The organism is Streptomyces sp. HNM0645 (genome assembly GCF_030056615.1).
GTDB lineage: Bacteria > Actinomycetota > Actinomycetes > Streptomycetales > Streptomycetaceae > Streptomyces > Streptomyces marianii.
Window position 1 is genome coordinate 1 of the sequence record NZ_JASHLT010000020.1, and the last position, 22,479, is coordinate 22,479.

Annotated in this window: 20 protein-coding genes and 1 pseudogene; 11 read left to right on the forward strand and 10 right to left on the reverse strand. The window is 72.8% G+C overall.

Annotated features, from left to right (window positions below):
- Positions 1 to 257 precede the first annotated feature (257 nt).
- The 3 genes from QMZ92_RS16575 to QMZ92_RS16585 all read right to left on the reverse strand — a co-directional run bounded on the left by QMZ92_RS16575 (position 258) and on the right by QMZ92_RS16585 (position 3,247).
- On the reverse strand, positions 258 to 584 hold the full coding sequence (locus QMZ92_RS16575) for a hypothetical protein (protein ID WP_283298157.1): 327 nt from the start codon (positions 582 to 584) through the stop codon (positions 258 to 260).
- A 576-nt stretch (positions 585 to 1,160) separates the two neighbouring features.
- Positions 1,161 to 2,087 carry an N-acetylmuramic acid 6-phosphate etherase gene (murQ, locus tag QMZ92_RS16580; protein WP_283298158.1) on the reverse strand — a complete coding sequence of 309 codons (927 nt, stop codon included), beginning with the start codon at positions 2,085 to 2,087 and terminating at the stop codon, positions 1,161 to 1,163.
- 23 nt (positions 2,088 to 2,110) lie between these two features.
- The gene (locus QMZ92_RS16585) at positions 2,111 to 3,247 is read right to left on the reverse strand and encodes a MurR/RpiR family transcriptional regulator (protein ID WP_283298159.1); all 1,137 of its coding nucleotides are present in this window, start codon (positions 3,245 to 3,247) and stop codon (positions 2,111 to 2,113) included.
- 184 nt (positions 3,248 to 3,431) lie between these two features.
- Between QMZ92_RS16585 and QMZ92_RS16590 the strand changes: the two genes are divergently transcribed.
- The 3 genes from QMZ92_RS16590 (at position 3,432) to QMZ92_RS16600 (ending at position 5,020) form a co-directional block, all read left to right on the forward strand.
- Complete coding sequence (locus QMZ92_RS16590) at positions 3,432 to 3,785, forward strand: DUF8819 family protein (protein ID WP_138054553.1); 354 nt, start codon at positions 3,432 to 3,434, stop codon at positions 3,783 to 3,785.
- Positions 3,782 to 4,051: a DUF4031 domain-containing protein gene (locus QMZ92_RS16595; protein ID WP_283298160.1), complete on the forward strand. Its 270-nt coding sequence runs from the start codon at positions 3,782 to 3,784 to the stop codon at positions 4,049 to 4,051. The genes QMZ92_RS16590 and QMZ92_RS16595 overlap by 4 nt, the downstream gene beginning before the upstream one ends.
- A 300-nt stretch (positions 4,052 to 4,351) precedes the next feature.
- Entirely contained in the window at positions 4,352 to 5,020 is a 669-nt protein-coding gene (locus tag QMZ92_RS16600; protein WP_283298161.1) for a class I SAM-dependent methyltransferase, read from the forward strand.
- A gap of 177 nt (positions 5,021 to 5,197) precedes the next feature.
- On the opposite strand, the gene QMZ92_RS16605 is transcribed toward QMZ92_RS16600, so the two are convergent.
- The 3 genes from QMZ92_RS16605 to QMZ92_RS16615 all read right to left on the reverse strand — a co-directional run bounded on the left by QMZ92_RS16605 (position 5,198) and on the right by QMZ92_RS16615 (position 8,554).
- Positions 5,198 to 6,403, reverse strand: a complete 1,206-nt coding sequence (locus tag QMZ92_RS16605; RefSeq protein WP_283298162.1) for a hypothetical protein — start codon at positions 6,401 to 6,403, stop codon at positions 5,198 to 5,200.
- Between the two features lie 157 nt (positions 6,404 to 6,560).
- Entirely contained in the window at positions 6,561 to 7,793 is a 1,233-nt protein-coding gene (locus QMZ92_RS16610) for a Cmx/CmrA family chloramphenicol efflux MFS transporter (protein ID WP_283298246.1), read from the reverse strand.
- A gap of 62 nt (positions 7,794 to 7,855) precedes the next feature.
- Positions 7,856 to 8,554 (reverse strand): HD domain-containing protein, encoded by a 699-nt coding sequence (locus QMZ92_RS16615; RefSeq protein ID WP_283298163.1) that lies wholly within the window; start codon positions 8,552 to 8,554, stop codon positions 7,856 to 7,858.
- A gap of 254 nt (positions 8,555 to 8,808) precedes the next feature.
- On the opposite strand from QMZ92_RS16615, the gene QMZ92_RS16620 reads away from it, so the two are divergent.
- Complete coding sequence (locus QMZ92_RS16620) at positions 8,809 to 9,183, forward strand: DUF6479 family protein (protein ID WP_283298164.1); 375 nt, start codon at positions 8,809 to 8,811, stop codon at positions 9,181 to 9,183.
- A gap of 179 nt (positions 9,184 to 9,362) precedes the next feature.
- Entirely contained in the window at positions 9,363 to 10,052 is a 690-nt protein-coding gene (locus QMZ92_RS16625; RefSeq protein ID WP_283298165.1) for a copper homeostasis protein CutC, read from the forward strand.
- 326 nt (positions 10,053 to 10,378) lie between these two features.
- Here the strand turns inward: QMZ92_RS16625 and QMZ92_RS16630 are convergent, their stop codons facing one another.
- Complete coding sequence (locus QMZ92_RS16630; protein ID WP_502962069.1) at positions 10,379 to 12,451, reverse strand: HelD family protein; 2,073 nt, start codon at positions 12,449 to 12,451, stop codon at positions 10,379 to 10,381.
- 219 nt (positions 12,452 to 12,670) lie between these two features.
- Here QMZ92_RS16630 and QMZ92_RS16635 point away from each other — a divergent pair, with 219 nt between their 5' ends.
- Positions 12,671 to 12,859, forward strand: a complete 189-nt coding sequence (locus tag QMZ92_RS16635; RefSeq protein ID WP_283298166.1) for a hypothetical protein — start codon at positions 12,671 to 12,673, stop codon at positions 12,857 to 12,859.
- A 226-nt stretch (positions 12,860 to 13,085) separates the two neighbouring features.
- Entirely contained in the window at positions 13,086 to 14,303 is a 1,218-nt protein-coding gene (locus tag QMZ92_RS16640) for a glycosyltransferase 87 family protein (RefSeq protein WP_502962070.1), read from the forward strand.
- A 76-nt stretch (positions 14,304 to 14,379) separates the two neighbouring features.
- Here the strand turns inward: QMZ92_RS16640 and QMZ92_RS16645 are convergent, their stop codons facing one another.
- Positions 14,380 to 14,661 carry a type II toxin-antitoxin system RelE family toxin gene (locus QMZ92_RS16645; protein WP_138054564.1) on the reverse strand — a complete coding sequence of 94 codons (282 nt, stop codon included), beginning with the start codon at positions 14,659 to 14,661 and terminating at the stop codon, positions 14,380 to 14,382.
- A gap of 283 nt (positions 14,662 to 14,944) precedes the next feature.
- Positions 14,945 to 16,585: a DNA repair helicase XPB gene (locus QMZ92_RS16650; RefSeq protein ID WP_283298167.1), complete on the reverse strand. Its 1,641-nt coding sequence runs from the start codon at positions 16,583 to 16,585 to the stop codon at positions 14,945 to 14,947.
- A 194-nt stretch (positions 16,586 to 16,779) separates the two neighbouring features.
- On the opposite strand from QMZ92_RS16650, the gene QMZ92_RS36375 reads away from it, so the two are divergent.
- From QMZ92_RS36375 to QMZ92_RS16660, 3 genes and pseudogenes are all read left to right on the forward strand, one after another.
- A complete protein-coding gene (locus QMZ92_RS36375; protein ID WP_502962071.1) occupies positions 16,780 to 17,013 on the forward strand; it encodes a recombinase family protein in 234 nt (77 codons plus the stop codon).
- Positions 16,985 to 17,122: pseudogene (locus tag QMZ92_RS16655) on the forward strand (recombinase family protein); the annotation flags it as partial. The gene QMZ92_RS36375 and the pseudogene QMZ92_RS16655, both read left to right, overlap by 29 nt.
- Positions 17,096 to 17,593 (forward strand): recombinase family protein, encoded by a 498-nt coding sequence (locus tag QMZ92_RS16660; RefSeq protein ID WP_349307731.1) that lies wholly within the window; start codon positions 17,096 to 17,098, stop codon positions 17,591 to 17,593. The pseudogene QMZ92_RS16655 and the gene QMZ92_RS16660, both read left to right, overlap by 27 nt.
- 714 nt (positions 17,594 to 18,307) lie before the next feature.
- Here QMZ92_RS16660 and QMZ92_RS16665 read toward each other — a convergent pair.
- The gene (locus QMZ92_RS16665) at positions 18,308 to 21,169 is read right to left on the reverse strand and encodes a helicase C-terminal domain-containing protein (protein ID WP_502962072.1); all 2,862 of its coding nucleotides are present in this window, start codon (positions 21,167 to 21,169) and stop codon (positions 18,308 to 18,310) included.
- 110 nt (positions 21,170 to 21,279) lie between these two features.
- On the opposite strand from QMZ92_RS16665, the gene QMZ92_RS16670 reads away from it, so the two are divergent.
- Entirely contained in the window at positions 21,280 to 22,302 is a 1,023-nt protein-coding gene (locus QMZ92_RS16670) for a hypothetical protein (RefSeq protein WP_283298169.1), read from the forward strand.
- Positions 22,303 to 22,479 lie beyond the last annotated feature (177 nt).

Consider the following 22,479-nt stretch of genomic DNA (forward strand, 5'->3'; position numbering starts at 1 on the left):
GTAGCGCGTCGGTGAACGCGGCGGTCAGGCCGGTGGCGTCAGCGAGATCGGCCAGCAGACGGGACCCGGCATGGCTGACCACACCGTGGCCGTCGGCCGAGACGACGAGCTTGGGGCGCGAGGCGGTAGTGTGCACGCAGAAAGTGCCTTCCTGCTGGGATGACAGAGACCTTCGACAAGCCTCATCTTCCCAGCTCAGAGGGCACTTTCGCGTTTCGGATCAAGATCCGGACACCGCGGCAAGTGAAACAGGCAGGCTAGCAGATGAGCTCTTCGGTTTTCTCTCTGTACTCCTGCATTTCGCCCGCCTCATAGCCCGCTTCCTTGAGGCTGTGCATCAGTGACGCCGGGTCGCCGCACAGGCGGGGAATTTGCTGGTCAAGATAGGACTTGACGCCTTCGGCGGGCAACTGTTCCCACGTTCGTTTGATGTCCTCGTTCTTCTCGTGTGTGTAGGAAAATTCGACCCATTCCCTTTCCCGGTCGGTCAGGTGGGATGTGTCAAGGGGGGTGTCGCTTCCACCGCATGCCGCGGCCATGAGGGTACACACCGTCACCGAAAGAAATATGCGCGTTTTCTTCACAATGCTCTCCTCTGGGGGGATTTCCTGGGGCGTGACCCTGTGGATTCCGGTGGCGACTGCAGACCTGTGCCACGCGAGTCAGTGAGGGGCATGGGAACTGTACGAAGACGAGTGGTGCTCCTCCCCCTCCTTCAATGAGGTGTGTCCGATAGGCCACGCCTCAGAGGCGCAATTCCGGGTCGGTGAACCGGTTCGGCGGATCCGTGTGCCCGCCTTCGGCGTCCTCGGTGCAAGGTCGCGGCACAGTCCCTAAGGCTTGGGTAAAAATGCGTACTGCACGGGCGGCTTCGAGGCTCACGGCGAACGGGAAGCGTATGGGTGCCAGCGCCGGCCAACGAGTTCCCCCAGAGGCATTCCAGTCGCTTGTCGAGGGGGCGATCACGAGGCGCCGTAGCTGTCGTCGCGCGCCCGCCGGGGATCGCGGGACAGGCCTCAGGGGCTCCCCGCCGAGCGGGAAGGCGCGCCCGGTTCACCCGTCCCGACGTGCGTGGGGCCGGGTCCGTGTTCCTCCGGGGACGCGGGCCCGTTCCCTTTTCCGGGCGGCCCCCGGTGGGTGCTGCGCGCGCCGGCGCCGCGTCAGAGCCGGAGTGCCTCGCGGAGGTGACCGTGGGCGCGCTTGAGGAGGTCCGCGGCCGTGGGGGCGTCGACATCGGCGAGCAGCATCAGGATCGCCGTCTTCGCCTCGCCGTCCGCCGCGGTCAGGGCCGTCTCGACGGTCTCGTCCGGAGCGCCGGTCGCCAGCGACACGATCCGGCGGGACCGGGCGCGGAGCTTCTCGTTCGAGGCGCGGACGTCGACCATCAGGTTCCCGTACGTCTTGCCCAGGCGGATCATCGTGATGGTCGAGATCATGTTGAGGACCAGTTTCTGCGCCGTGCCCGCCTTCAACCGGGTGGATCCGGTGAGGAGTTCGGGTCCGACGACCACCTCGATGCCGTGCTCCGCGGCCGCTGCCAGAGCACTGCCCGCGTTGCAGGAGAGCCCGATGGTGAGGGCGCCGGCCGTACGGGCGTGCTCGACGGCGCCGATCGCGTACGGCGTACGGCCGGAGGCGGAGACGCCGACCACGGTGTCGAGCGCCGTCAGGCCGAGACCGTCCAGGTCGGCGGCGGCCAGCTCCCTGGAGTCCTCCGCGCCCTCGACCGCCTCGACCATCGCCGGTGGGCCGCCCGCGATCAGGCCGACGACCTCGTCCGGGCCGGTGTTGAACGTCGGCGGGCACTCGCTCGCGTCCAGGACGCCGAGCCGGCCCGCCGTGCCCGCGCCCGCGTAGACCAGGCGGCCCCCGCGGGCCATCCGGTCGGCGGCCGCGTCGATGGCGGCGGCGATGGCAGTCAGTTGTGTGGCGACGGCGTCGGGGACGGTCCGGTCCTCGCCGTTCATGATGCGGGCGATCTCGGCGGTCGGGAGCCGGTCGATGTCGGCGAGCTCGGGGCGGAAGGCCTCGGTCGTCAGGCTCTCCAGCTGCGTGCGCACTTCGGCCGGTCCGGGAGTGGAGGTCATGGGAGGCGGCTCTCTCGGGTGGTTCAGCGGGTGCGGGGGCTGTGGCGGTGCGCAAGGGCCTCGTACGAGGCGGCGAGGGCCGGCGCGGCCGCGTCGTAGGTGAGCTGCATGACGCCGATGAACAGGCAGTCGACGACGAGGAGTTGGCCCGTCCGGGAGGACATGGCGGCCGGACGCAGGTCGGTCTCGCGCGCCGTCGACGTCGTCAGCACGTGGTCGGCGTACTGGGAGACCGGCCCGTCCGGACGGCCGGTGATCGCGACCGTCGTCGCCCCGTGGTCGAACGCGACGCGGAGCGGTTCGACGATGTCGCCGGTCGAGCCGGAGTGGCTGATCGCCACGGCGGCGTCGCCGGAGCGGAGCTGCACGGCGTTGGTGACGGCGAGATGGGGATCGCTGTGCGCATGTGCGACCAGTCCGATGCGCAGGAGCTTCTGGGCGAGGTCCTGGGCGACCAGGCCGGACGCCCCCACGCCGTAGATGTCGATGCGGCGCGCGGTGGCGAGGGCCGTGACGGCGGCGTCCAGCTGGACGGTGTCCAGGCCCGCGGCGGTGTCGGCGAGGGTCTGCTGCTCGTCGTACGCGAGCTTCGCGACGACGTCGGCTATCGGGTCGTCGACCGCGATGTCCGCGGTGACCGCTGGCGCGCGGCCGGACTGCTGCTGGGCGGCGAGACCTGCGAGCGCCAGACGCAGATCGCGGTAGCCGGGGTAGCCGAGGAGCCGGGCGGTGCGGACGACGGTGGCCTCGCTGGTGCCGGTGAGCTCGGCGAGGCCCGTGACCGTGAGGGCCGCGCAGCCGGCGGGGTCTGAGGCGACGGCTTCGGCGACCCGCTGCATCGAGCGGGTCATCGACGGGGCGAGCGTGCGGACCTTCGCGGCGAGAGCGGCGGGGGCGGGCGGGGCGTCACCCGTGCTGGTGCTGGTGCTGGTGCTGGGGCCGCTGGCGCCGCTCGTGCCGGTGGCTGGGTTTCTCGTGCCGCCGCGGCCGGTGCTGCTCGTGGCGCCACCGCTCGGGCCGGGGCCGCTCGCACCGGATCCACCTGCGGCGGACGTGGCCGCCCCCGAGCCGCCGGGGGCGCGGGACGTGCCCGGAGCGGCCGCGCCGGGGCGTCGGCCGGCTCCCGCGGCGCTGAAAGAATCCTTCAGGTCCTTGGTCACCCTTGAAAGATATTTTCGCCCACTGTGAACGGTCAACCCCCTTTGTCCTGCGGACGGGCATTCGTGCGGACGGGCATTCGTGCCGACGGGACTCGGGGGGCCGACGCCCCGCGGACGGCGCGGGCAGGTGTGGATGACGCGGGCCGCGCTGAGGGCCCACACCCGGAAGGGTGACAATGAGCGTATGGACGTCAACCCACTCGAGCAGGCGCTGCACGCCGCCCGCGCCCTCGTCCTCGCGGATCTCACCGCCCGTGACGTGGCGCACGCAGAGGTCGTCTCACTGGTCGAGGAGGCGGTCAGGGAGCGCCGTTGGTGGGTCGAGCAGTGGCCGGAGGGTGCGGAGTACGTGGCCGGGCTGATCGCCCAGGACGTGCAGGACGCCCTGCTGGAACGGTACGGGCGGTGGCCGCTGTGCCCGGTCTGCACCACCGGCGAGCCCCACGCGCTGGACGTGGAGCCCGAGTTGGGCCCCGACCCGCACTGGGTGTGCGGAAAGGCGGGCGTCGTCGTGGCGCCCGTCGGCGGACTGTCGTGACCGTCTACATCGACCCGCCGACGTGGCCGGGGCACGGGATGCTGTGGTCCCACCTGGTCAGCGACGTGTCGTTCGAGGAGCTGCACACCTTCGCCGGGTCGATCGGCTGCCCCACACGCGCCTTCGAACGCGACCACTACGACGTACCAGCGCACCGCTACGAGGACGCCGTGCGCGCCGGCGCGGTCGAGATCGGATCGAAGGAACTGGTCCGGCGGCTCACGGAGGCGGGACTGCGGCGGCGGAAGCACCGCGGCGGGCGGTAGGCCGGCAGGGGCCCTCCGGGGGATCCGAACGGAACCATCGCCGGGGAGTCGGAACAGTACGTCGTGCTCGTCGTGCTCGTCGTGGTCCCGGTAGCCGTCGGCCAAGCGCACCGGCGCGAGCAGCCCTCTCGACGGTGTCGAGGGTGTCCCGGCGATCCCGGCGATCCCGGCGCCGCGCGGGCCGGCGTGAGTACGAGAACCGCGTCAGCGCCCTCACGAGTACAGCCGGGCCGTGACGAACAGCTTGGCGCCTACCGCTTCACCAGTCCCGAGTCCGCTGCCGAATCCTATCGTTGGCTGATGCGTGCACACTCTGTTGATCGCCCAGTCGATCTCGACACGGTTCGTGAGTCCTATGACCGCGTAGCCGACAACTACGCCCACATGGTGGTGACGACGGGGGTCGGCGACATCCGTCGCCATCCATGGCTCAAGGCGTCCATCGACGCCTTCGCCGACACCGTCAGTGAACTCGGCCCTGTCCTCGACGTCGGCTGCGGCCCCGGAACGGTGACCGCCTACCTCGCCGAACGTGGACTCGACGTGTCCGGGGTGGATCTTTCCCCCCGCATGATCGAGAACGCGCGCCGTCTTCATCCGCACTGCCGCTTCAGTGTCGCCTCTGCCACCGACCTCGACCTTGGTGAAGCATCCCTCGGTGGTGTGCTCGGGTGGTGGTCACTGTTCAACCTTTCCCGTGACGTCCTTCCACAGGTCCTCGCCCTGTTCGCGCGCGCATTGAAGCCGGGCGGGCACTTCATCACCGCGACACACGTAGGCGACGAAGACGTGCTGCGCACCGAGGCCTACGGGGGCGTACCCGTTCGTTGGACGACACACAAATGGCAACCGGAACCACTCGTGAACCTGATTGAGCAGGCTGGACTGTCCACGGTCGCCGAGCTCCGCCTCCCTCCGGATGAGCACAGCGGGCCGGGACTGGTCGTCATGGCCAGGCGCCCCGGCTGACGGCCGGGCACCGGAAACGGCTCAGCCTTCCTGCCGGTCACCTACCGCCGCTTTTCGTTCGGGTACTTCCCGAGGGCCATGGCGCGGAGGGACGGGACGGCGGGGCGGCCCTCCCGCTGGTGTGGGAGGGCCGCCCCGTACCCCGCGAGGGGGCGGGCGTGCGATGCTGAATGCGGGTCAGCCGACGCAGCCGGTGATGGTGGGGCTGCAGTTGTTGGGGTCGTTGTCCTTCACACGGGTCCGGTTGAGGGTGACGTCGCCCGCGGTTTCGTAGATGCCGCCGCCGTCCGAAGCCTGGTTCTTCGTGACGGTGCTGTCGGTCAGGACGGTGTTGCCGGCGCTGTTGAGAACGCCGCCGCCCGGCGCGGCCACGCCGTTGGTCTCGTTGCCAGTGACGTCGCTCGACTCGACGGTGGCTTCGCCGTCGTTCCAGAGACCGCCGCCCCCGGTGGTGGCGGTGTTGCCCTTGATCACGCTGCGGCCGATCCACGCGTTGTCGGTGTTGTGGATCCCGCCGCCGCTCGCCGCGGTGTTCATGTTGATGCTGCTGCGACCGACGACCAGGGTGCCGGCGTTCCGGATGCCCCCGCCGTTTCCACTCGCCCTGTTGCCGGTGACGCTGGTGAACCGGATGTGCGCCGTCCCGTTGTTGTCGATACCGCCGCCGTCACCTTCGGCTTCGTTCTTGCCCACAGTGCTGTGGGTGGTGGTCACATAGCCACTCTCGGAGGCCACGCCGCCTCCGTCGTCCGCCGCCCTGTTTCCGCTGACGGCGCTGGAGTCGATGGACACCACGCCGCCGGTCGTGTGGATGCCGCCTCCGTCGCCTCCGCCGCCCACCACGTTGTCCGCGGCGTTCTTCTCCACCTTGCTGTCGTGGAGGATCACCCGCCCGCCGACGTTCGCCACCGCCCCGCCATTGCCTTCGGCCCGGTTGCGAGTGAGCGTGACGGACCTGAGGAGCAGGGTCCGGCCGTCCCCGACGAGGACGGCACCGCCGTCACCGTTGACGTGGCCGTTGCGGACGGTCAGGTCGTCGAGCGTGAGAAAGCCGGCTGTGGCCGCGACCTCGAAGATGCGGAACAGCGGTGTACCGGGTGCGCTCGAACGTTCGATGCTCGTGCCCTTGCCTCCGTGCAGGGTGATGGGCTGGGTGATGTTCGGGAGGGCCGAAGTGAGGACGTACCGGCAGTCGCGAGCCAGTTCGATCGTGCCGCCCCTCGCGCTCAGGGCGCCGTTGATCGCGTTCGTCAGAGCACTCGTAGTGCAGGCGATGCGGTTGTTCTCGTGGCCGGGGTTGGCAGAGGCGGCCTGGACCGGGGTCATCGGTACGACGGCCAGGGCCAGGGCGACGGCGCCGCCCGCGCTCGCGACGAATCTCATTGGGCGCTCCAGGAGAAGACTGACGGGGCTTTACCTCCCCCTGAGCGACCCTCGCCCCGGCGCCGCGCACCGGCAACCGAGGTGCCCGCCATCCGGAGCAACACGGCGCACCCCGGAGCGGAGTGTCGGGCGGGAACGGACGGGCCGTCCCCTTGCGTCAGGCCGTGCCGCAGCGCGTCGCGCCGGCGTCGCGGTTCGCCGTGGACGAGACGACCACGCGGCTGCTCCCGGGCGCCACGTCCGCCCCGCGGCGCTCGAACCGCAGGGCCAGGGCGACGAGCCCGAGGGCGACGGCTGTCATCGCCGCGCCCGCCCACGCCGTGGCGGCGAAGCCAAGGCCGGCGTCGATGACCGTGCCGCCGAGCCAGGGGCCGCTGGTGTTGCCGAGGTTGAACGCGGCGGTGGTGGTCGCGGCGGCCAGCGTGGGGGCCGCGCCCGCGACGTTGAACATCCGTGCGTTCAGGGCGGGGGCGGTGAAGAACGACGCGACGCCGATGAGGAACGACAGGCCCACCGCCGGCACCGGCGACTCGGCGGTCAGGGCGAGCACCGCCAGCAGTACCGTCGAGGCGGTGATGCCGCCGAGCATCACGCCGAAGAGGTGCGCGTCGGCGATGCGACCGCCGACCGTCGTGCCGAGCAGTGCGCCGGTGCCGAAGAGTCCGAGGACGGTCGGCACCCAGCCGCCGCCGAGTCCGGCGACATCGGTGAGCAGTGGTGCGAGGTACGAGAACACGCAGAAGACCCCGCCCGCGGACAGCGCGGTGACCGCGACGGCGAGCCAGACCTGGCGGTCGCGGTAGATGGTGAGCTCGCGGTGCAGCCGCGGCTTCTCGTCGGGCACGGGGATGGGCGGGATCCTGGTCAGCACGCCGACCAGGGCCACCGCGGACGCCGCGCCGACCGCCCAGAACGCCGAGCGCCAGCCGAGGTGCTCGCCCAGGAACGCGCCGGCCGGTACGCCCAGCACGTTGGCGATCGACAGTCCACCGATCATCACGGCCATCGCGCGGGCGCGCGCGTCGACGGGCACCATCGCCATCGCCACGGCCGCGCCGACCGCCCAGAATCCGGCACACGCGAGGGCGCTGACCACCCGGGACACGAACAGGACCTCGTACGTGGGAGCCAGCGCACCCGCGACCTGGCCCAGCCCGAAGAGGGTGATCAGGGTGATGAGCGTGGCGCGGCGCGGCAGCCGCAGCGTCGCCACGGCGAGCAGCGGCGCGCCAACGACCATCCCGATGGCGAACGCGGAGATCAGCAGTCCCGCCCGGGGGATCGAGACGCCCATGTCCTCGGCGATGGGCGGCAGCAGCCCGGACAGCATGAACTCGCTGGTGCCGAGCGCGAAGACCGAGAGGCCAAGGATGTAGACGGCCGGTGGCATACGGGGGCGTGAGCCGGCGGTTGCTGCGGGCATGACAGTGCCCAACAGCCGGATGACGCCTGTCATTCCCGGATTCCGGAACCGTCCGCGTGGTGGACGAGGCGCCGCAACTCCGCCGCCGCGTTGCGCCGTGCGGCCTCCTCCCACTCCCGCTGTCCGTACGGGGTGCGGAACAGTCTCGGCAGCCCGAGGAGATGGCGCAGGACGTCGGCCCGGCCCGCGCGGAAGGCGTCGTCCGGGACGAAGCCGTACTCCTCGCGCACGGCGGCGGCGTACCTCTCGTACGCGTCCGGCGGCGAGGCGAGGACCGCCAGGTCGGCGTCGCAGAGGACCTTGCCGTTGGCGTCGTCGTCCTGGGCCGTGTGGGTACGGGTGAGCAGCACCAGCCGGGACACCTCCTCGACGCCTGCCCGGCCGACGCCGAGTTCGGGCAGGGCGCGCTCGGCGAGGCGGGCACTGCGCTCCTCGTTGGTGGATCGCTCCGGCAGGTACACCGCGTCGTGGAACCAGGCCGCGAGGCGTACGAGGTCGATGTCGTCCGCGTACTCGGCGAGGACGTCGATGCGGTCCAGGACCGCGACCAGGTGGTCGGTGGTGTGGTAGCGCCGCTGCGGCTCGGCCCAGCGGCCGAGCAGGTCGTCGGCGTACCGGTCCGGCTCGTGCGGGGAGGCGTCCGGTGCGCGGTCGGCGGCCGCGGCCACGGTGGCGGCCCAGCGTCGGCGGAGGTCGTCATGGGCGGGGTGCTTCGGAAGCGCGGGCATGGCCGTATTGTCCAGCCGGCCGGTGACCGGCAAGTGCCGGGGCGCTCCTCCCGGGCGCTGCGCATCCGTCCCGGGTCCCTGCGGACTCGTCCCCGGCCCATCCGGATCGGCCGCTCCTGTTCTCAGTGCCTCCGGGGTGGTCCGCATCGGTCCGATATCGCCGTCCGGCGTCGACCGGGGTGCTGGCATAACGGTCATATCAGGAGATAATGGATAGCGCCTGTGTCTCATCCCTCTGTGCGGAGGCGGACACCATGAACGCAGCGGTCACAGCGCAGAGCCTGCCGAAGACGGAGCTCGCGGCCCAGATCCTCGCCGCGATCGGCCCCCTGACCTTCGGGGTCATTCTCATCGTCCTCCTGGGCGGCGCCATGTGGTGGGACGGGCGGCGGCGGGCCCGGCTGCGCGTCCCGACTCCCGAGGAGCAGCCGAAGCCGGCCGACCACCGCGAGCACATCGAGGAGGTCAGGGAAGGGGACGACGACGCCTTCCCCGACGACGGCAGCCGGCTCCTGCCCTACAACATGAAGACCCACACGTCGCACACCACCGGCAAGGGGCCCGAGGCCCGGCCGCAGCACGGCAGTCGCAGCGGCGGGGCTTTCGGGAGCGGCAGCCTGGGCGGCTGAGTCCCGCGTACGCGCGAGCGTCGCGTCGCGGCCCCCCGTAGGTGAAGGGCGCGGTGGCCGAGAAGTGTGTTCGGGGTGGGGTGTGTGCCCGGGCTCCGGTGCGTGGTGCGAGGGTGCGGACTAGGCTGACTCCGTTATTGGACTAGACCTGTATGGCGTCTACTGGCGGAGGATGAGCCATGAGCAACGGAGCACTCCTGGAGGTGATCGCCCTCGACGCGCGGGACGCGGTCGCCGCGCAGGCCGGGGGAGCGGACCGCCTCGAGTTGGTCAGCGACATGGCGGCGGACGGGCTCACCCCGTCCCGGGAGACCTTCGGCCGCATCCGCGCGGCGGTGGACGTACCGCTGCGGGTGATGCTCCGGCTCGCGGACGGTTTCGGTGCGGGCGACGTCGACGCACTGGTCGGGGCGGCGCTCGGACTGCGGGGCGAGGGTGCGGAGGAGTTCGTGCTCGGCTTCCTCGACGAGCACGGCGATCCCGACCTCGTCACCGTCGAGCGGCTGGTCGCCGAGATCGAGGGCTGCCGGTGGACGTTCCACCGCGCGATCGACCGCGCCGCGGACCGCGACGCCCTGCGCAAGCAGCTCGCCGACCTGCCCGGACTCGACACGTATCTCACGGCGGGCAGTGCGGAGGGTGTCGACGCGGGGCTGCCGGTGCTGCAGGCGGAGGCGGCGAGGCGGGACGAGCCCGGCTACGAGCCGCGGATGCTGATCGGCGGCGGTCTCCGCCTCGACCACCTGCCGGTCCTCCGCGTGGCCGGCCTGGACGCGTTCCACATCGGCGGCGCCGCCCGGCCCGCCGGCTGGGAGGCGCCGGTGGACGAGGCGACGGTACGCGAATGGCGCGAGGCGGTGGACGGCTAGTCCGGTCCGTCCGGTTCCCGGTCCGTCCGCGGCCTTGGTGCGCGCCGGAAGCCGAGCCACTGCCCGGGAACGCGGCGGGCCGAGGCGCCATCCCGACCCGGGCAGGGTTGTCGCACCTGCCGAAACGCGCCACCTCACGGACCGGGTCGGGTCGCAACAGCCGCCGGGCCGAGGGCGCCTCGGGCTGGGCTGGGAGCTCCGCTGTCCCGGCCCTGCGCGCAGGGCCGGGACAGCGCCCGAACCCGGGCCGAGGCGCCCCCCGGCAAAGCACGTGCGCCCGTCCCCGACCCCGTCCCGCTGTCGGCTCCCGCAGGCTCCCGCCCGGATCACCCCAGCTGCCACGGCAGGGGCGACGAGTGGAGCACCGCGAGACCCGAGACCGCACGGGTCAGTGCCACGTACAGCCGGCGCAGGCCCGTCCGCTCGTCCGGCTCGGCCGCGACCACGGCCGCGGGGTCGTCGAGGACCACGTAGTCGTACTCGAGCCCCTTCGCGAGGGATGCCGGCACCAGGGTGAGCCGCACGTCCGGGGTGGTCTCCTCGCCGGGAGCCAGGAAGGGGACACCCGCGTCGGTCAGCGCCGCAGCCAGGGCCGGCACCCGGTCGTCGGCGGCGATCAGGCCGGTCGAACCCTCGTGCCGCAGTGCCGACAGACACGCGGCGACCACGTCCCCATCGCCCGCCGACGGGCGGATCTCCAGCGAGCCGGGGGACTCGCGGACCGACCGGACCTCCGCCAGCCCGGGCGACATGTGCGGCAGCAGCCGGGACGCGTACGCGATCACCTCGCGCGGCACCCGGAAGCCCGCCGTCAGTTCCTCCACCACCGCGTCGGACTTGCCCAGATGAGCCAGCGCCTCGGCCCAACTCGCCGTCGCCCACGGGGTGGTGCCCTGCGCCAGGTCGCCGAGGACCGTCGCCGAGCCCGTCGTGCATCTGCGCCCCACCGCCCGGTACTGCATCGGCGACAGGTCCTGTGCCTCGTCGAGGACCACATGGCCGAGGGACGGCGTGCGCTCGACGAGGTCCTTCGCCTCGTCGATCAGCACCGCGTCCGCCGGGGACCAGCGTGCGGAGCGGACCGAGCGCGGCGGCCGGGTCCAGAGGATCGCCTTCTGTTCGTCCGCGCTCAGCACCCCGTCCGCGTGCTCCGCCAGGAAGTCCGGGTCGGAGAGCAGACGCAGCACCAGCTTCGCCGGGTCGACCTGCGGCCAGACGGTCTTCACCGCCGCCTTCACCGCCGCGTTGCGTGCCACCGAGTCCTGCACCCGGTCGTCCGGCGCCTCGCCGGCCTGCTCCATGCGGACGAGCACGGCGTGCGCGATGCGCTGCGGCAGCGCATCGCGGGCCGCGCCGTAGCGGATGTCGCGGTCCAGCAACTCCCGGACGATGTCCTCCAGTTCGTACGCGGGAACCCGCCAGCGGCGTGAGCCGCGGACCACCATCACCGGCTCGGCCGGCATCGTCACATGCGAACGGACCGCGCGCCGCAGTACTTCCGCCATCCGTGCGTCGCCCTTGACCAGCGCCGCCGCGGGCTCGTCCGCCCCGCGCGCCTCGACATGGGCGACGAGGTCCGCGACGGTCGCCTGCTTGACCTCCAACTCACCCAGCGCAGGGAGGACCTGCTCGATGTAGTGGAGGAAGGACCGGTTGGGTCCGATGACCAGGGTGCCGGTGCGGGCCAGCCGCTCCCGGTGCGCGTACAGCAGGTACGCCACCCGGTGCAGACCGACGGCCGTCTTCCCGGTCCCTGGACCGCCCTGCACGCACACCGTGCCGGAGAGGCCCGACCGGACGATCTCGTCCTGTTCGGGCTGGATCGTGGCCACGATGTCCCGCATCGGGCCCACGCGCGGCCGCTCGATCTCGGCCTGGAGGAGCCGGCTGGTCCGGTCCGCCTCCGTCGGGTCGGTGAGGTGCTCGTCCTCGTACGCCGTGAGGTCGCCGCCGGTGTAGCCGAAGCGGCGGCGCAGCCGCACGTCCATCGGGTCCTTGCGGGAGGCCCGGTAGAACGGCTGGGAGACCGGCGCGCGCCAGTCGATCACCATCGGATCCCCGTCGGGGTCGTGCACATGACGGCGGCCGATGTAGAAGCGCTGCCCCTCCTGCGTGGTGTGCAGGTAGTCCAGCCGCCCGAAGAAGAGCGGGGTGTGGGCGAGATCCGCGAGCGCTCTGATCCGCTCGTTGATCTGCGACTCGAGGACGACGGCGTTCACCCAGTTCGCCGTGACGTCCCGGATGTCCAGGGCCTCGACGTCCTCGCGCATCGCGCGCAGGGCGGAGCGCGAGGCGGTCAGATGGGCCCGTTCACGGCCCAGGGGATCGTGCGCCGGTGCTTCGGGCGCTTCGGGCGCGGGCACGGTGCTGCCTCCGAAGGTACGTTGGAAGTACGACATGACAGCGCACCCGGTTTCCGTCCGGGAGGCGGCACTCCTGCGAGGGAGGCGGGCAAGGCGGGCGATTTTACTCAGCCCGCCGAGCCGGGGCGAATGGATTTCGCGGGGCGGGGGTCCATCCCGTAGGGGAGGCCCTCTATCTGAAGTCGTACGCGTCCGCGACCGGCGTTCAGCCCGCAGGTCGATGTGTCGCGGACGCCGAGAACCGATTCTGGTCCCATGAGTGCAGCCACCCTCACCCCAGCGTCCCGGCCCGGTCGCGGAGCCACCGCCACCGGCGCCCCGGCCCACCGCACCCACCGTCTCGGCGACGCGCTGCGCGCGGTCAGGGTCTTCGTCACCACGGCCTTCGGCGTCGCGGTCCTCGGCGAGTACAGCGAGGAGGCCGGCGTCCGCCGCCATCTCTGAGGCGGGCGGGTCCCGTCGGAGGCTCCTGGCGGGCCGCCGCGCCGTGGCCTTCCGTCCGCCCGGCCGGTGTGACGTGATCTTCCGCCCGCCGCCCCGCCGCCCCGCTGCCCCGCCGTGGCCTTCCGTCCGCCCGGCCGTGGACTGGGCCCGTGCCGTCGGCGGACCGCGTACCGGCCGTGGCCTCGGCCGACGGACCGCCGCCCGCTGATCCACTAGGGTCGCGGCCGTGACGCTTCCGCACCGGACCGTGACCGTCCGATCGCTCCCGGCGACTGTCCTTCTCGTCCTCTCGCTCGCCGGCCTGGCCGCGCTCTGCGTCGCTCAGCGCATCCCCATGGCGGACACCCTGGTGTACCGCGCCGAGGGAGCGGCCGTCGCCAACGGCACGGACCTCTACGGCTTCACCGTCACGCACTGGCAGTGGCCGGCCACCTACCCGCCCTTCGCCGCCATCCTGTTCGTGCCGACGACCTGGCTGCCCGTCGCCGCCCTCAAGGTCGTCTTCGTCGTGGGGAACGCGTTGCTCCTCGCCCTGCTCGTCCGGCTCTCCTGCCGCTTCGCCGGGCTGTCCGCCCCCGTACCCGCGGTGCTGGTAGCCACCGCCCTCGGGCTGTGGCTCGAACCCGTCTTCCAGACCCTCGTCTTCGGCCAGATCAACCTCGCACTCGTGTGTCTGGTGCTGTGGGACCTCTCCCGGCCGGACGACGCGGTCGGCAAGGGCTTCGCCCTGGGAGTCGCGGCGGGTGTGAAGCTCACTCCCGCCGTCTTCGTCGTCCTGCTGTTGATCAGGGGACGCCGCCGCGCCGGGCTCACGGCGCTCGCGTCCCTCGCCGGCACCGTCCTGCTCGGTGCGCTCGTCCTCCCCGAGGCCAGCGCTGACTTCTGGACGCGGCAGATCTTCGAGGCCGACCGGATCGGCAAGGCGTGGATCGTCGACAACCAGTCGCTGCAGGGGGTGTTCGCGCGCCTACTGCGCACGACGGAACCGGATGCGGTGCGGGCGGCGGCGCTGCCCGTCGCCGTCGCGGCACTGTGGGCCGCCCGCCGGGCGCCGGAGCGCTGGGCCGTGCTGGCCGTCGCGTTCGCCGCACTGCTCGTCGCGCCGATCAGCTGGTCCCACCACTGGGTGTGGTGCGTCCCGCTGCTGGCGGTCCTGATCGCCGAGGGGCGCAGGGGCACCGCCGCGCTGATGGCCGTGGTCTTCCTGGCGCGCAGTATGTGGCTCGTACCCCACGCGGGGGATCTGGACCTCCGACTGACGTGGTGGCACCAGCCGTTGGCGTCCCCCTACGCGCCGCTGGGGCTGGTGGTCCTGGCGATCGCGGTCTTCCGGGCGTGCGACGGAGGCGACCGTGACGGCGGGCTGCCCGGGCAGCGCGGGACCCCGGGGACGGAAGCGGCGGGCGACGCGGCGGCGGGCGCGGGCACCAGGGCCGCAGGCTGACCCCTGCGGCAGTCGTGGCGCCTGCCGCCGCAGGCAGGGCCGTGCCCGCCGGGTCGGTCCGGCGGGCACGGTGACGTCAGCTCTCCGGGAGCAGGATGTCCGCGTCGTCGAAGATCCGCAGGACGACGAGGAGCAGCCGCCCCCGGGAGATTATGTACTCGGCCACCACCTGCGAGGTCAGCCGGATCTCGCGGTCCTGTTCGCCGGGGCCTATCGGGCGGGAGTGCTCGGTGTACGGGTCGCGGGCGAGAATCTCGACCGCCTTGTCGAACGAGGCACGGCGCACCGGGTCCAGGCGGTCGCGGTCGCGGGCGGCCGACTCCGTGAAGAGCACCTCGTAGCTGTCGTGGTGCGGCATCGAGTTCTCCTCGGGCCGTATCGCGTACCGGCCTCGTCGTGTGTACCGGCGCCTCTGGTGTGTGTCGGTCCCGTGGCGCACAGCGGCCTCGTCGCACCTACCGGTCCGGTCATCCGCAGCCGTCCCCCGGACCGGGGTCCTGCGCCGGGGTCCTGCGCCAGGGACCAGGGTAGCGAGCAACGGATCCCAGGGGTCCGGCATCGGCAGAGGCGGCCGGCGCCCCGGCCTTCATCCGCCGGGAAGCCGTCCGTCCGGAAGGACGAGGCCGCCCGCCGCGTAGCCGTCAGCCGTCCACCGACAGGTCGTCCGCGTCCACGATCCGGTACGCGTACCCCTGCTCCGCGAGGAAGCGCTGGCGGTGGGCCGCGAAGTCCTGGTCGATCGTGTCGCGGGCCACCACCGAGTAGAAGTGGGCCTTGTGGCCGTCCGCCTTCGGGCGCAGGACGCGGCCGAGGCGCTGGGCCTCCTCCTGGCGGGAGCCGAAGGTGCCCGAGACCTGGATCGCGATCGTCGCCTCGGGCAGGTCGATCGAGAAGTTCGCGACCTTGGACACGACCAGGACCGAGATCTCGCCGTTCCGGAACGCGTCGAAGAGCTTCTCCCGCTGGGAGTTCGGCGTCTCACCCTTGATGACGGGCGCGTCCAGGTGCTCGCCGAGTTCGTCGAGCTGGTCGATGTACTGGCCGATGACCAGGGTCTGCTGGCCCGTGTGCTTGCGGACGAGCGCCTCCGTGACCTTCCGCTTGGTGTCGGTGGTGGCGCAGAAGCGGTACTTCTCCTCGGTCTCCGCCGTCGCGTAGGCGAGCCGCTCGGAGTCCGTCAGATTGACCCGGACCTCGACGCAGTCGGCGGGCGCGATGTACCCCTGGGCCTCGATCTCCTTCCAGGGAGCGTCGAACCGCTTCGGGCCGATCAGTGAGAAGACGTCCGACTCGCGGCCGTCCTCGCGCACGAGTGTCGCCGTCAGGCCGAGCCGGCGGCGGGCCTGCAGATCCGCCGTGAACTTGAAGACCGGCGCGGGCAGCAGATGGACCTCGTCGTAGACGATCAGGCCCCAGTCGCGGGAGTCGAACAGCTCCAGGTGCGGGTAGATGCCCTTCCGCTTCGTCGTCAGCACCTGGTACGTGGCGATGGTGACCGGGCGGATCTCCTTCTTCGCACCGCTGTACTCGCCGATCTCCTCCTCGGTCAGCGAGGTGCGCTTGACCAGCTCGTGCTTCCACTGGCGGGCGGAGACGGTGTTGGTGACGAGGATGAGGGTGGTCGCCTTCGCCTGGGCCATCGCCCCCGCGCCGACGAGGGTCTTGCCCGCGCCACAGGGGAGCACGACGACGCCCGAGCCGCCGTGCCAGAAGCCCTCGACGGCGTGCTTCTGGTACGGGCGCAGGGCCCAGCCGGACTCGTCCAGGTCGATGCGGTGGGCCTCGCCGTCGACGTAACCGGCGTTGTCCTCGGCGGGCCAGCCGAGCTTCAGCAGCGTCTGCTTGATCTGACCGCGCTCGGAGGGGTGGACGACGACCGTGTCCGGATCGATCCGGGCGCCTACCAGTGGCTGGACCTTCTTGGAACGCAGGACCTCCTCCAGCACGGGCCGGTCGGTCGTGGTCAGCACCAGGCCGTGGGTGGGGTGCTTGACGAGCGTGAGGCGGCCGTAGCGGGCCATGGTCTCCGCCACGTCGACGAGCAGCGCGTGTGGGACGGGGTAGCGGGAGAACTCGACGAGTGCGTCCACGACCTGCTCGGCGTCGTGTCCGGCCGCCCGTGCGTTCCAGAGGCCGAGCGGTGTCACGCGGTAGGTGTGGATGTGCTCGGGGGCGCGCTCCAGCTCGGCGAAGGGTGCGATGGCGCGGCGGCAGGCGTCGGCTTGGTCGTGGTCGACCTCGAGCAGGAGGGTCTTGTCGCTCTGGACGATTAGGCAGGACACACATACCTCCGGAGATGGGGTCGTCTCATGACAGAAACAACGCCTGTCACAGCACGGGCTATGCCCCGTGCCCGACGCCGGAAGGGCGTCCCGGCCGGCGCGCCGGGGATGCGCACCGCTGTCTATGTTCGCCTATCGCGCGAAACCGACGAGACGACTTCGCCCGAACGCCGCCGCGCGGCCTGTGAAGCGTTGTGCGAGGCACGCGGGGAGGTCGTAGTCGCCGAGGAGGACATTTCGATGTCTCGGGCTTCTCTCGTGGCCTCGACCGGCCGGGACTGCAACGCATCCTGACCAGGCTCGCCGAGCTGGACGTGATCGTGTTCTTCAAGATCGACCGGCTTGCGCGCTCGACGGTCGACTTCGCGGAGATCATGACTCGCCGAGCACCAGAGCGTTGCGCTCGCATCGGCCACGGAACCTCTTGACCTCACGCCGTCCATGGGCCGGGCCATGGCGAAGGTCATCGCGGTCTTCGCCGAGCTGGAGTCCGACACCATCGGCACGCGGGTGTCCACTGCCCACGAGCACCTGCGCCGCGAGGGCCGCTGCACCGGCGGCCGGGGCCCGTACGGCTGCATGGTCGCCCATGACCCCAACGGGGCGGGCAAGGTCCCCGCGGTCAACGAGGACGAGGCCAAGACGATCAGGAAGATCGTGGAACGGGTCCTGGCCAAGGACTCCCTCACGCAGATCAGCAACGACCTCAACAAGGAAGGCGTCCCGTCGCCCGGCCACTCCTCACGCCAGATCACGGGCAAAAGCAGTGACTCCGAGCAGTGGTACACGACGACGCTGCGGAGCTTGCTCGGCAACCCCAGCTGCTCGGCCAGGTCATCGAGGGCGGAAAGCCGATCCTGCGTGAGTGCGGCCTTCTCTGCGACCGGGTGGCGCCGGCCTCACTCTCCGACACGGCCGCGGCCGCCGAGCCCGCCCCCTCTCCTCCACCGGCGTGCCGGCGCCGTCGCCCCCCTCACGAAGCTGCCGGGGACGTGCCGCGGGGCCTGACCGGAAGCCGCTCCGGGGCCGGACCCGAAGGCCCGCCCCGGAGAAGACCGCAGCTCGCCCCTCGGGGTCCCGAAGCCACGCCGCGGCCCGGTCGCTCGGTCGGCTGAGCGACCGGGCCGCGTCTCCTCGCCGGCCTCGCCAGCCCCCCCGTCCGGCACCCCTCCCAGCGTCCGGCACCCCTCCCAGCGTCCGGCACCCCTCCCCGTCCGGCCCCCCTCCCCGTCCGGCACCCCTCCCCGTCCGGCACCCCTCCCAGCGTCCGGCCCGTGTCCCCTTCCGTCCCCCTCCCCGTCCGGGCCCGTGCCCCTCCCGGCCCCTCCCCTCTGGGGGCCGGTCTGGGCCGGCTCCCCCCACGGACGAACGACCCCCGGCCCGCGGACCCGGCTACCGCGTGAGTCCGCCGCCGGGATCGATGCCGACCGGCGCGGACCTTGCGGCCGTCTCGCCCGGGAACGCGGCTGCGGCGACGAGGACGTTGGTGACACGACGCATGGAATGACCTTCCTTCCGGCTGTCCCGTGGCCCGACCGGCCCGGGATCGTCAGATGGGACGCCGGGTGGCTGCCCATGGCCCGGAGCCGGAATGCCGAAGGTCGCCCCTCAGTGGGAATTGATCACTCCCGAGCGGTAACCGCCGCCCTCGTCCGCATGATTCGCGGAATCGCCGGGGCGCCTGGGCGCCCGTCTCGTGCGGGCCGTGGACGGGGCGGGCGCTCAGGCCCGTTCGTCGGCCAGCTCGGCCACGCCGGTGATGCGGTGCAGGGGATAGGTGCGCACCTCGTCGGCGGTGTGGTCGTACGCGGTGACGAATCCGCCCTCGACGCGGACCGGGGCGATGACCCGCTGGCTCGCCGCCCCGTCGGCGTTGACGTACCCGATCCAGATCGCGGACCCGGTGAGCGCGGCCGCCTGCACGGTCGCGAGGGTCTCGGCGGGGGTGGTGCGGGGGAGTTCGCCCGCGCCGGTGTGCGGTGCGGGCTTCCGTACGGCCGTGGCGGCCAGGTCGCCCGCCCGGATCGCCTTCACCGCGGCGGCGAGCAGCGTGTCGTCCGGGGCGGGCGGCCCGTCCGGAACGGGCACCGGCGGGGTGCGGCGCGGGGTGCGGTGGGCGTCCGCGCGGATGATCAGCACATCGCCCTCCGCGGACTCCGCCGCAGGGGCGTATCCCATGGCTCGCAGTCCTTCGAGCAGGGTGGCCGGGTCGGCCTGGGCGGCCAGCACGGTGGGCGCGAGTCGGCGCGTTCGAAGGCTCCGGGAACGGCGGTCGGCCATGATCTCGTCGAGCAGTGCGTCGTCGTCGCAGCGGACGTAGGCGGAGGCGGCGCCGATGCGCAGATGGCCGTGCTTGCGGGCCACGTCGTCGATGAGGTAGCTCAGCGGCTGCGGCACCGGGGTACGGCTGTGTTTGGCGAGGAAGGCGTGCAGGTCCGCCGCGGCCTGCCCGGCGTCGAGCGCCCGCCGTACGGACGCCGGCGTAAACCGGTACACCGTCGCGCCACCCTTCGATTCCACGTCCGCAAGGATGCCCAGGGCCTCCGCCAGCGGGCGTTCCAGCGGGCCCGGCGCGACGGCGGTGAGATCGGCCTGGAGGAGTACGTGGTCGAGCGGTTCGGGCAGCAGCGGAGCGATCACCTCGGCGGCGAGCGCGGCCCGGGCGGCGAGAGCGGCGTGGCTGTGCGGGGCGGGCTGCGCGGGGCCGTCCCCGGCCCGCTCGTGCCGGGCGTCCGGCGTGCCCGGGACCGTGCGGGCGCCCGGCTGTTCACCGGCACGTTCGCCCGTCGCGGGAAGTGCCGCTGCGGGAAGTGCCGGGGCGGGAAGTGTCGCCGGGGCGGCCAGCAGGGTGCGGGCGGCGGTGGAGAGGGCGCCGCGGCCGGTCAGTCCCAGGAGTTCCGCCTCGGTCAGGGTCCACGTCGCGATGCGGGAGCGCAGATCGGAGGGTTCGGGAGCGCCGGGAGCCGGTGCCGGGGTGCGGACCGGGCGCTCCCAGCGGAGCCGGGCGAGGACCGAGTCCTGGTCCGGGGCGGCGCCCGAGGGCAGCTCGGCGAGCAGGGCCAGGACGCGGTGACGCACCTCGGGGGCGGCACCGCGGTCCAGGTCCGGGCCGAGCGCCGCGAGCGTTCGGCCCTTGGCGTCCTGACCGCCGACCAGTCCGGGCGTCCGGGTGGCGGTGAGCCAGGCCGTTGCGAGGGCCGTCCAGCGCGAGGCCGCGGGCAGGTCCAGCCACTCGTCGTACGCGGGCGTCGGCGCGAACCGCTCGTCCTGCCCCGCAGCCGTGCCCGCACGGGAGGTACCCTCGCCGCCGTCGGAGGCCAGCAGGCCCGCCGCGTAGGCGAGTTCCAGCCAGAACGAGGCGATCTGCTCGGAGACGTCGAGCGCGGCGGCGGTCCGCTTCAGATCGCGGACGCTCAGGCCGCCCGCCCGCAGCACCGCCGGCCCGCCCGTCTGCCAGTTCTTCAGCAGCTCCTCGACGGTGGAGAGCGCGGTGTACGCCTGACCTGCCGCCGTGCTGTCCACAACCTGTGGACGGTGTTCGGCGGCGACCCGGACCTCCGGCGCCACCGGTTCCGGTTCGCGGTGGGCCCGTCCGCCGCGCAGATGGAGCGCCACCTCGCGCGGCAGCACCACCGTCCGCGGCGACGAGGGCAGCAGCAGGCCCCGGTCCCGCAGCCACCGCACCGGCGTCGAGTCCGCCGCGCCCGAGGAGCCGCCCGGCGGAGCCACCGTCCCGTACGGCGGGCCCCACACCAGACGGTCCAGCACCGCCAAAGCCTCCGTCGGCGCCGAGTCCAGCAGCGCCGTCATCCGTTCCCGCTCGGTGAACAGCGACGTCAGCGATGCCACGGCCGACACCGGGTCATGGGTCGTCGGCAGCCCCGCCGTGGCGAGGATCTCCTGCAGCCGGCCCGGGGACATCCCCGAGGTGGCCTCGGCGACCGTCGGGCCGAGACCCGTCGGAGACGGGTGCTGCGGGGAAGGGGCGAGCAGTTCGCGTGCGGTCCGCACCAGCCGCAGCCGGTCGTCGTCGCCCCAGACCAGCGCCTGCTCGCGCAGCAGGCCGAGCGCGCGCGGGAGCGCCGCCTCGACCGCGGGGTCGCCGTCGTCGCCGCCGAGCAGCGCGAGCAGCGTCCCGTACGACGTGGGCTCCGCGGCCACGGCAAGGGACTGGGCGGTCTGCTGGGTGAACCGGTCCAGCCGCTCCAGTGCCCTGATGACCGAGGCACGGGTACCGGCGCGGGTCGCGAGCTGCGTCAGATCGTTCGGCACCGGGCTCAGCAGATCCGGGCGGGCGCGCAGCAGCGTGGCCAGCCCCCGGTCGCCGCGGTTCCGCAGGGCCTCGGCGAGGGTGCGGGGCGGGGCGGCGGTGCCGGAGCGGTCGGTGGCGAGGCCGGCGGTGGCAGGGGGCGCGTCCGTGCGGCCGTGGGCGCCGGGCACCGAGTGCCCGGCTTTGCCGCCGTGGGTATCCGCGGGCGTGTGCGCGGTGGCGCCGCCGTGCGGGCGCCCCGTCGCGCCCGCGGTGCCTCCCGCTTCACGCGCGGGCCGTCCTGCCGGTGTCCCTGCGGCCGTTCCTGCGGGCACGTGCGCCTCCCGATCGAGCTCACCGGTCCCCATCCGCCCCACGTTAGCCCCTGCCCAGGCGCTAACGTCAGGACCGGGCGCCGGGACGGGCACGCTGTGGAGGGGCAACCGTGGGGATCGAGAGCGATCAGCTTGTCTTCGACTACCTGAGCCGGGTCGGCGATCTGGCGCAGCAGCGTCAGCTGTCCTCCGGCACCAGGATGCAGCTCGTGTCGTCGCTGCGTAACGAGATCGACCGGCAGCGTGCCAAGTACGGCACCGACAGCCCGGCGGCCGTCCAGCACATCCTGGGACGGCTGGGCAGCCCCGACGAGGTGGTGGACGGGGCGAGCCCCGAACCCGGCCGCCGCCCCTCCCCGGAGGGGACCGTCGGGACGGAGCCCGCCGCCGGGACGGCTCCCGCGTCCGTGCCCGAGCAGAGGTCGGGGACGCCGGAGGCCGGAGCCGTGGAGGCGTCCGCCGGGCCGGCCACTCCCGGAACGGTCCCGGGGGCCCGGGAGCCCGAGTGGTGGAGGATCGAACGCGGGCGTCCCGACGAGGCCGGCTTCGGCGCGTTCGTCGGCGGGGTCGAGGTCCCGGATCTGCTGCGGCCGCCGCGGAAGGACGAGGAAGACGGCGAGCGTGGCGCCGGCGGGCCGGAGCGGCAGGGTACGGCGCGGCGCCGACGGTTTCCGCGGTGGCGGCGCGCCGGGGCGGCGGGTGCCCCGGGCTCCGACGCCGCCTCCGGCGGCACCGGTGCTTCCGCGGGGGCGCCCCCGGTCGCGCCCGCGCCGTCCCGCGGGGGCGTCCGCCTCGCGCTCGGCAACCCCATGGTGCTGTTCGCCGCGATGCTCCTCGCCGCGGGCGCGGTCCTGGGATCGCTGGTGGCCCTGGCCGGCGGCTGGCTCCTCGCCTACGCCACGCGCGCCCTTTCCCGGACCGAGGCGAAATTCGCGGTCCTCGGCATCCCCGGGCTCGTCGCCGCGAGCGCGGCGGTCTGGATCTGGGGCCGCGTCGAGGGCCGGTGGGGCGACCCGATCGCCCCGGGCGGCGACGCGATGCGGGAGGCGCTGACGGGGGCGTGGCCGTGGGTCGTGCGTGGTGCGGCGGTGGCGTCCGCCCTCTTCCTCCTCTGGCGCGCCCGCCGCCGCTGACGTCGTGCCCGAGGCGGGCCGTGCGTCCGTGCGCCCGTGCGTGCGGGACGGGGCGGCGCGTGTGGTGCGGTGCGTCGAGCGTACGTACGCGGGTGGCCACGTCCCGAGCGTCGGCTCTCGCGGTGGGTGCGCGACCGGGCGCGGCCATCGTGGGGCCACGTCCCGAGCCACCGCCCG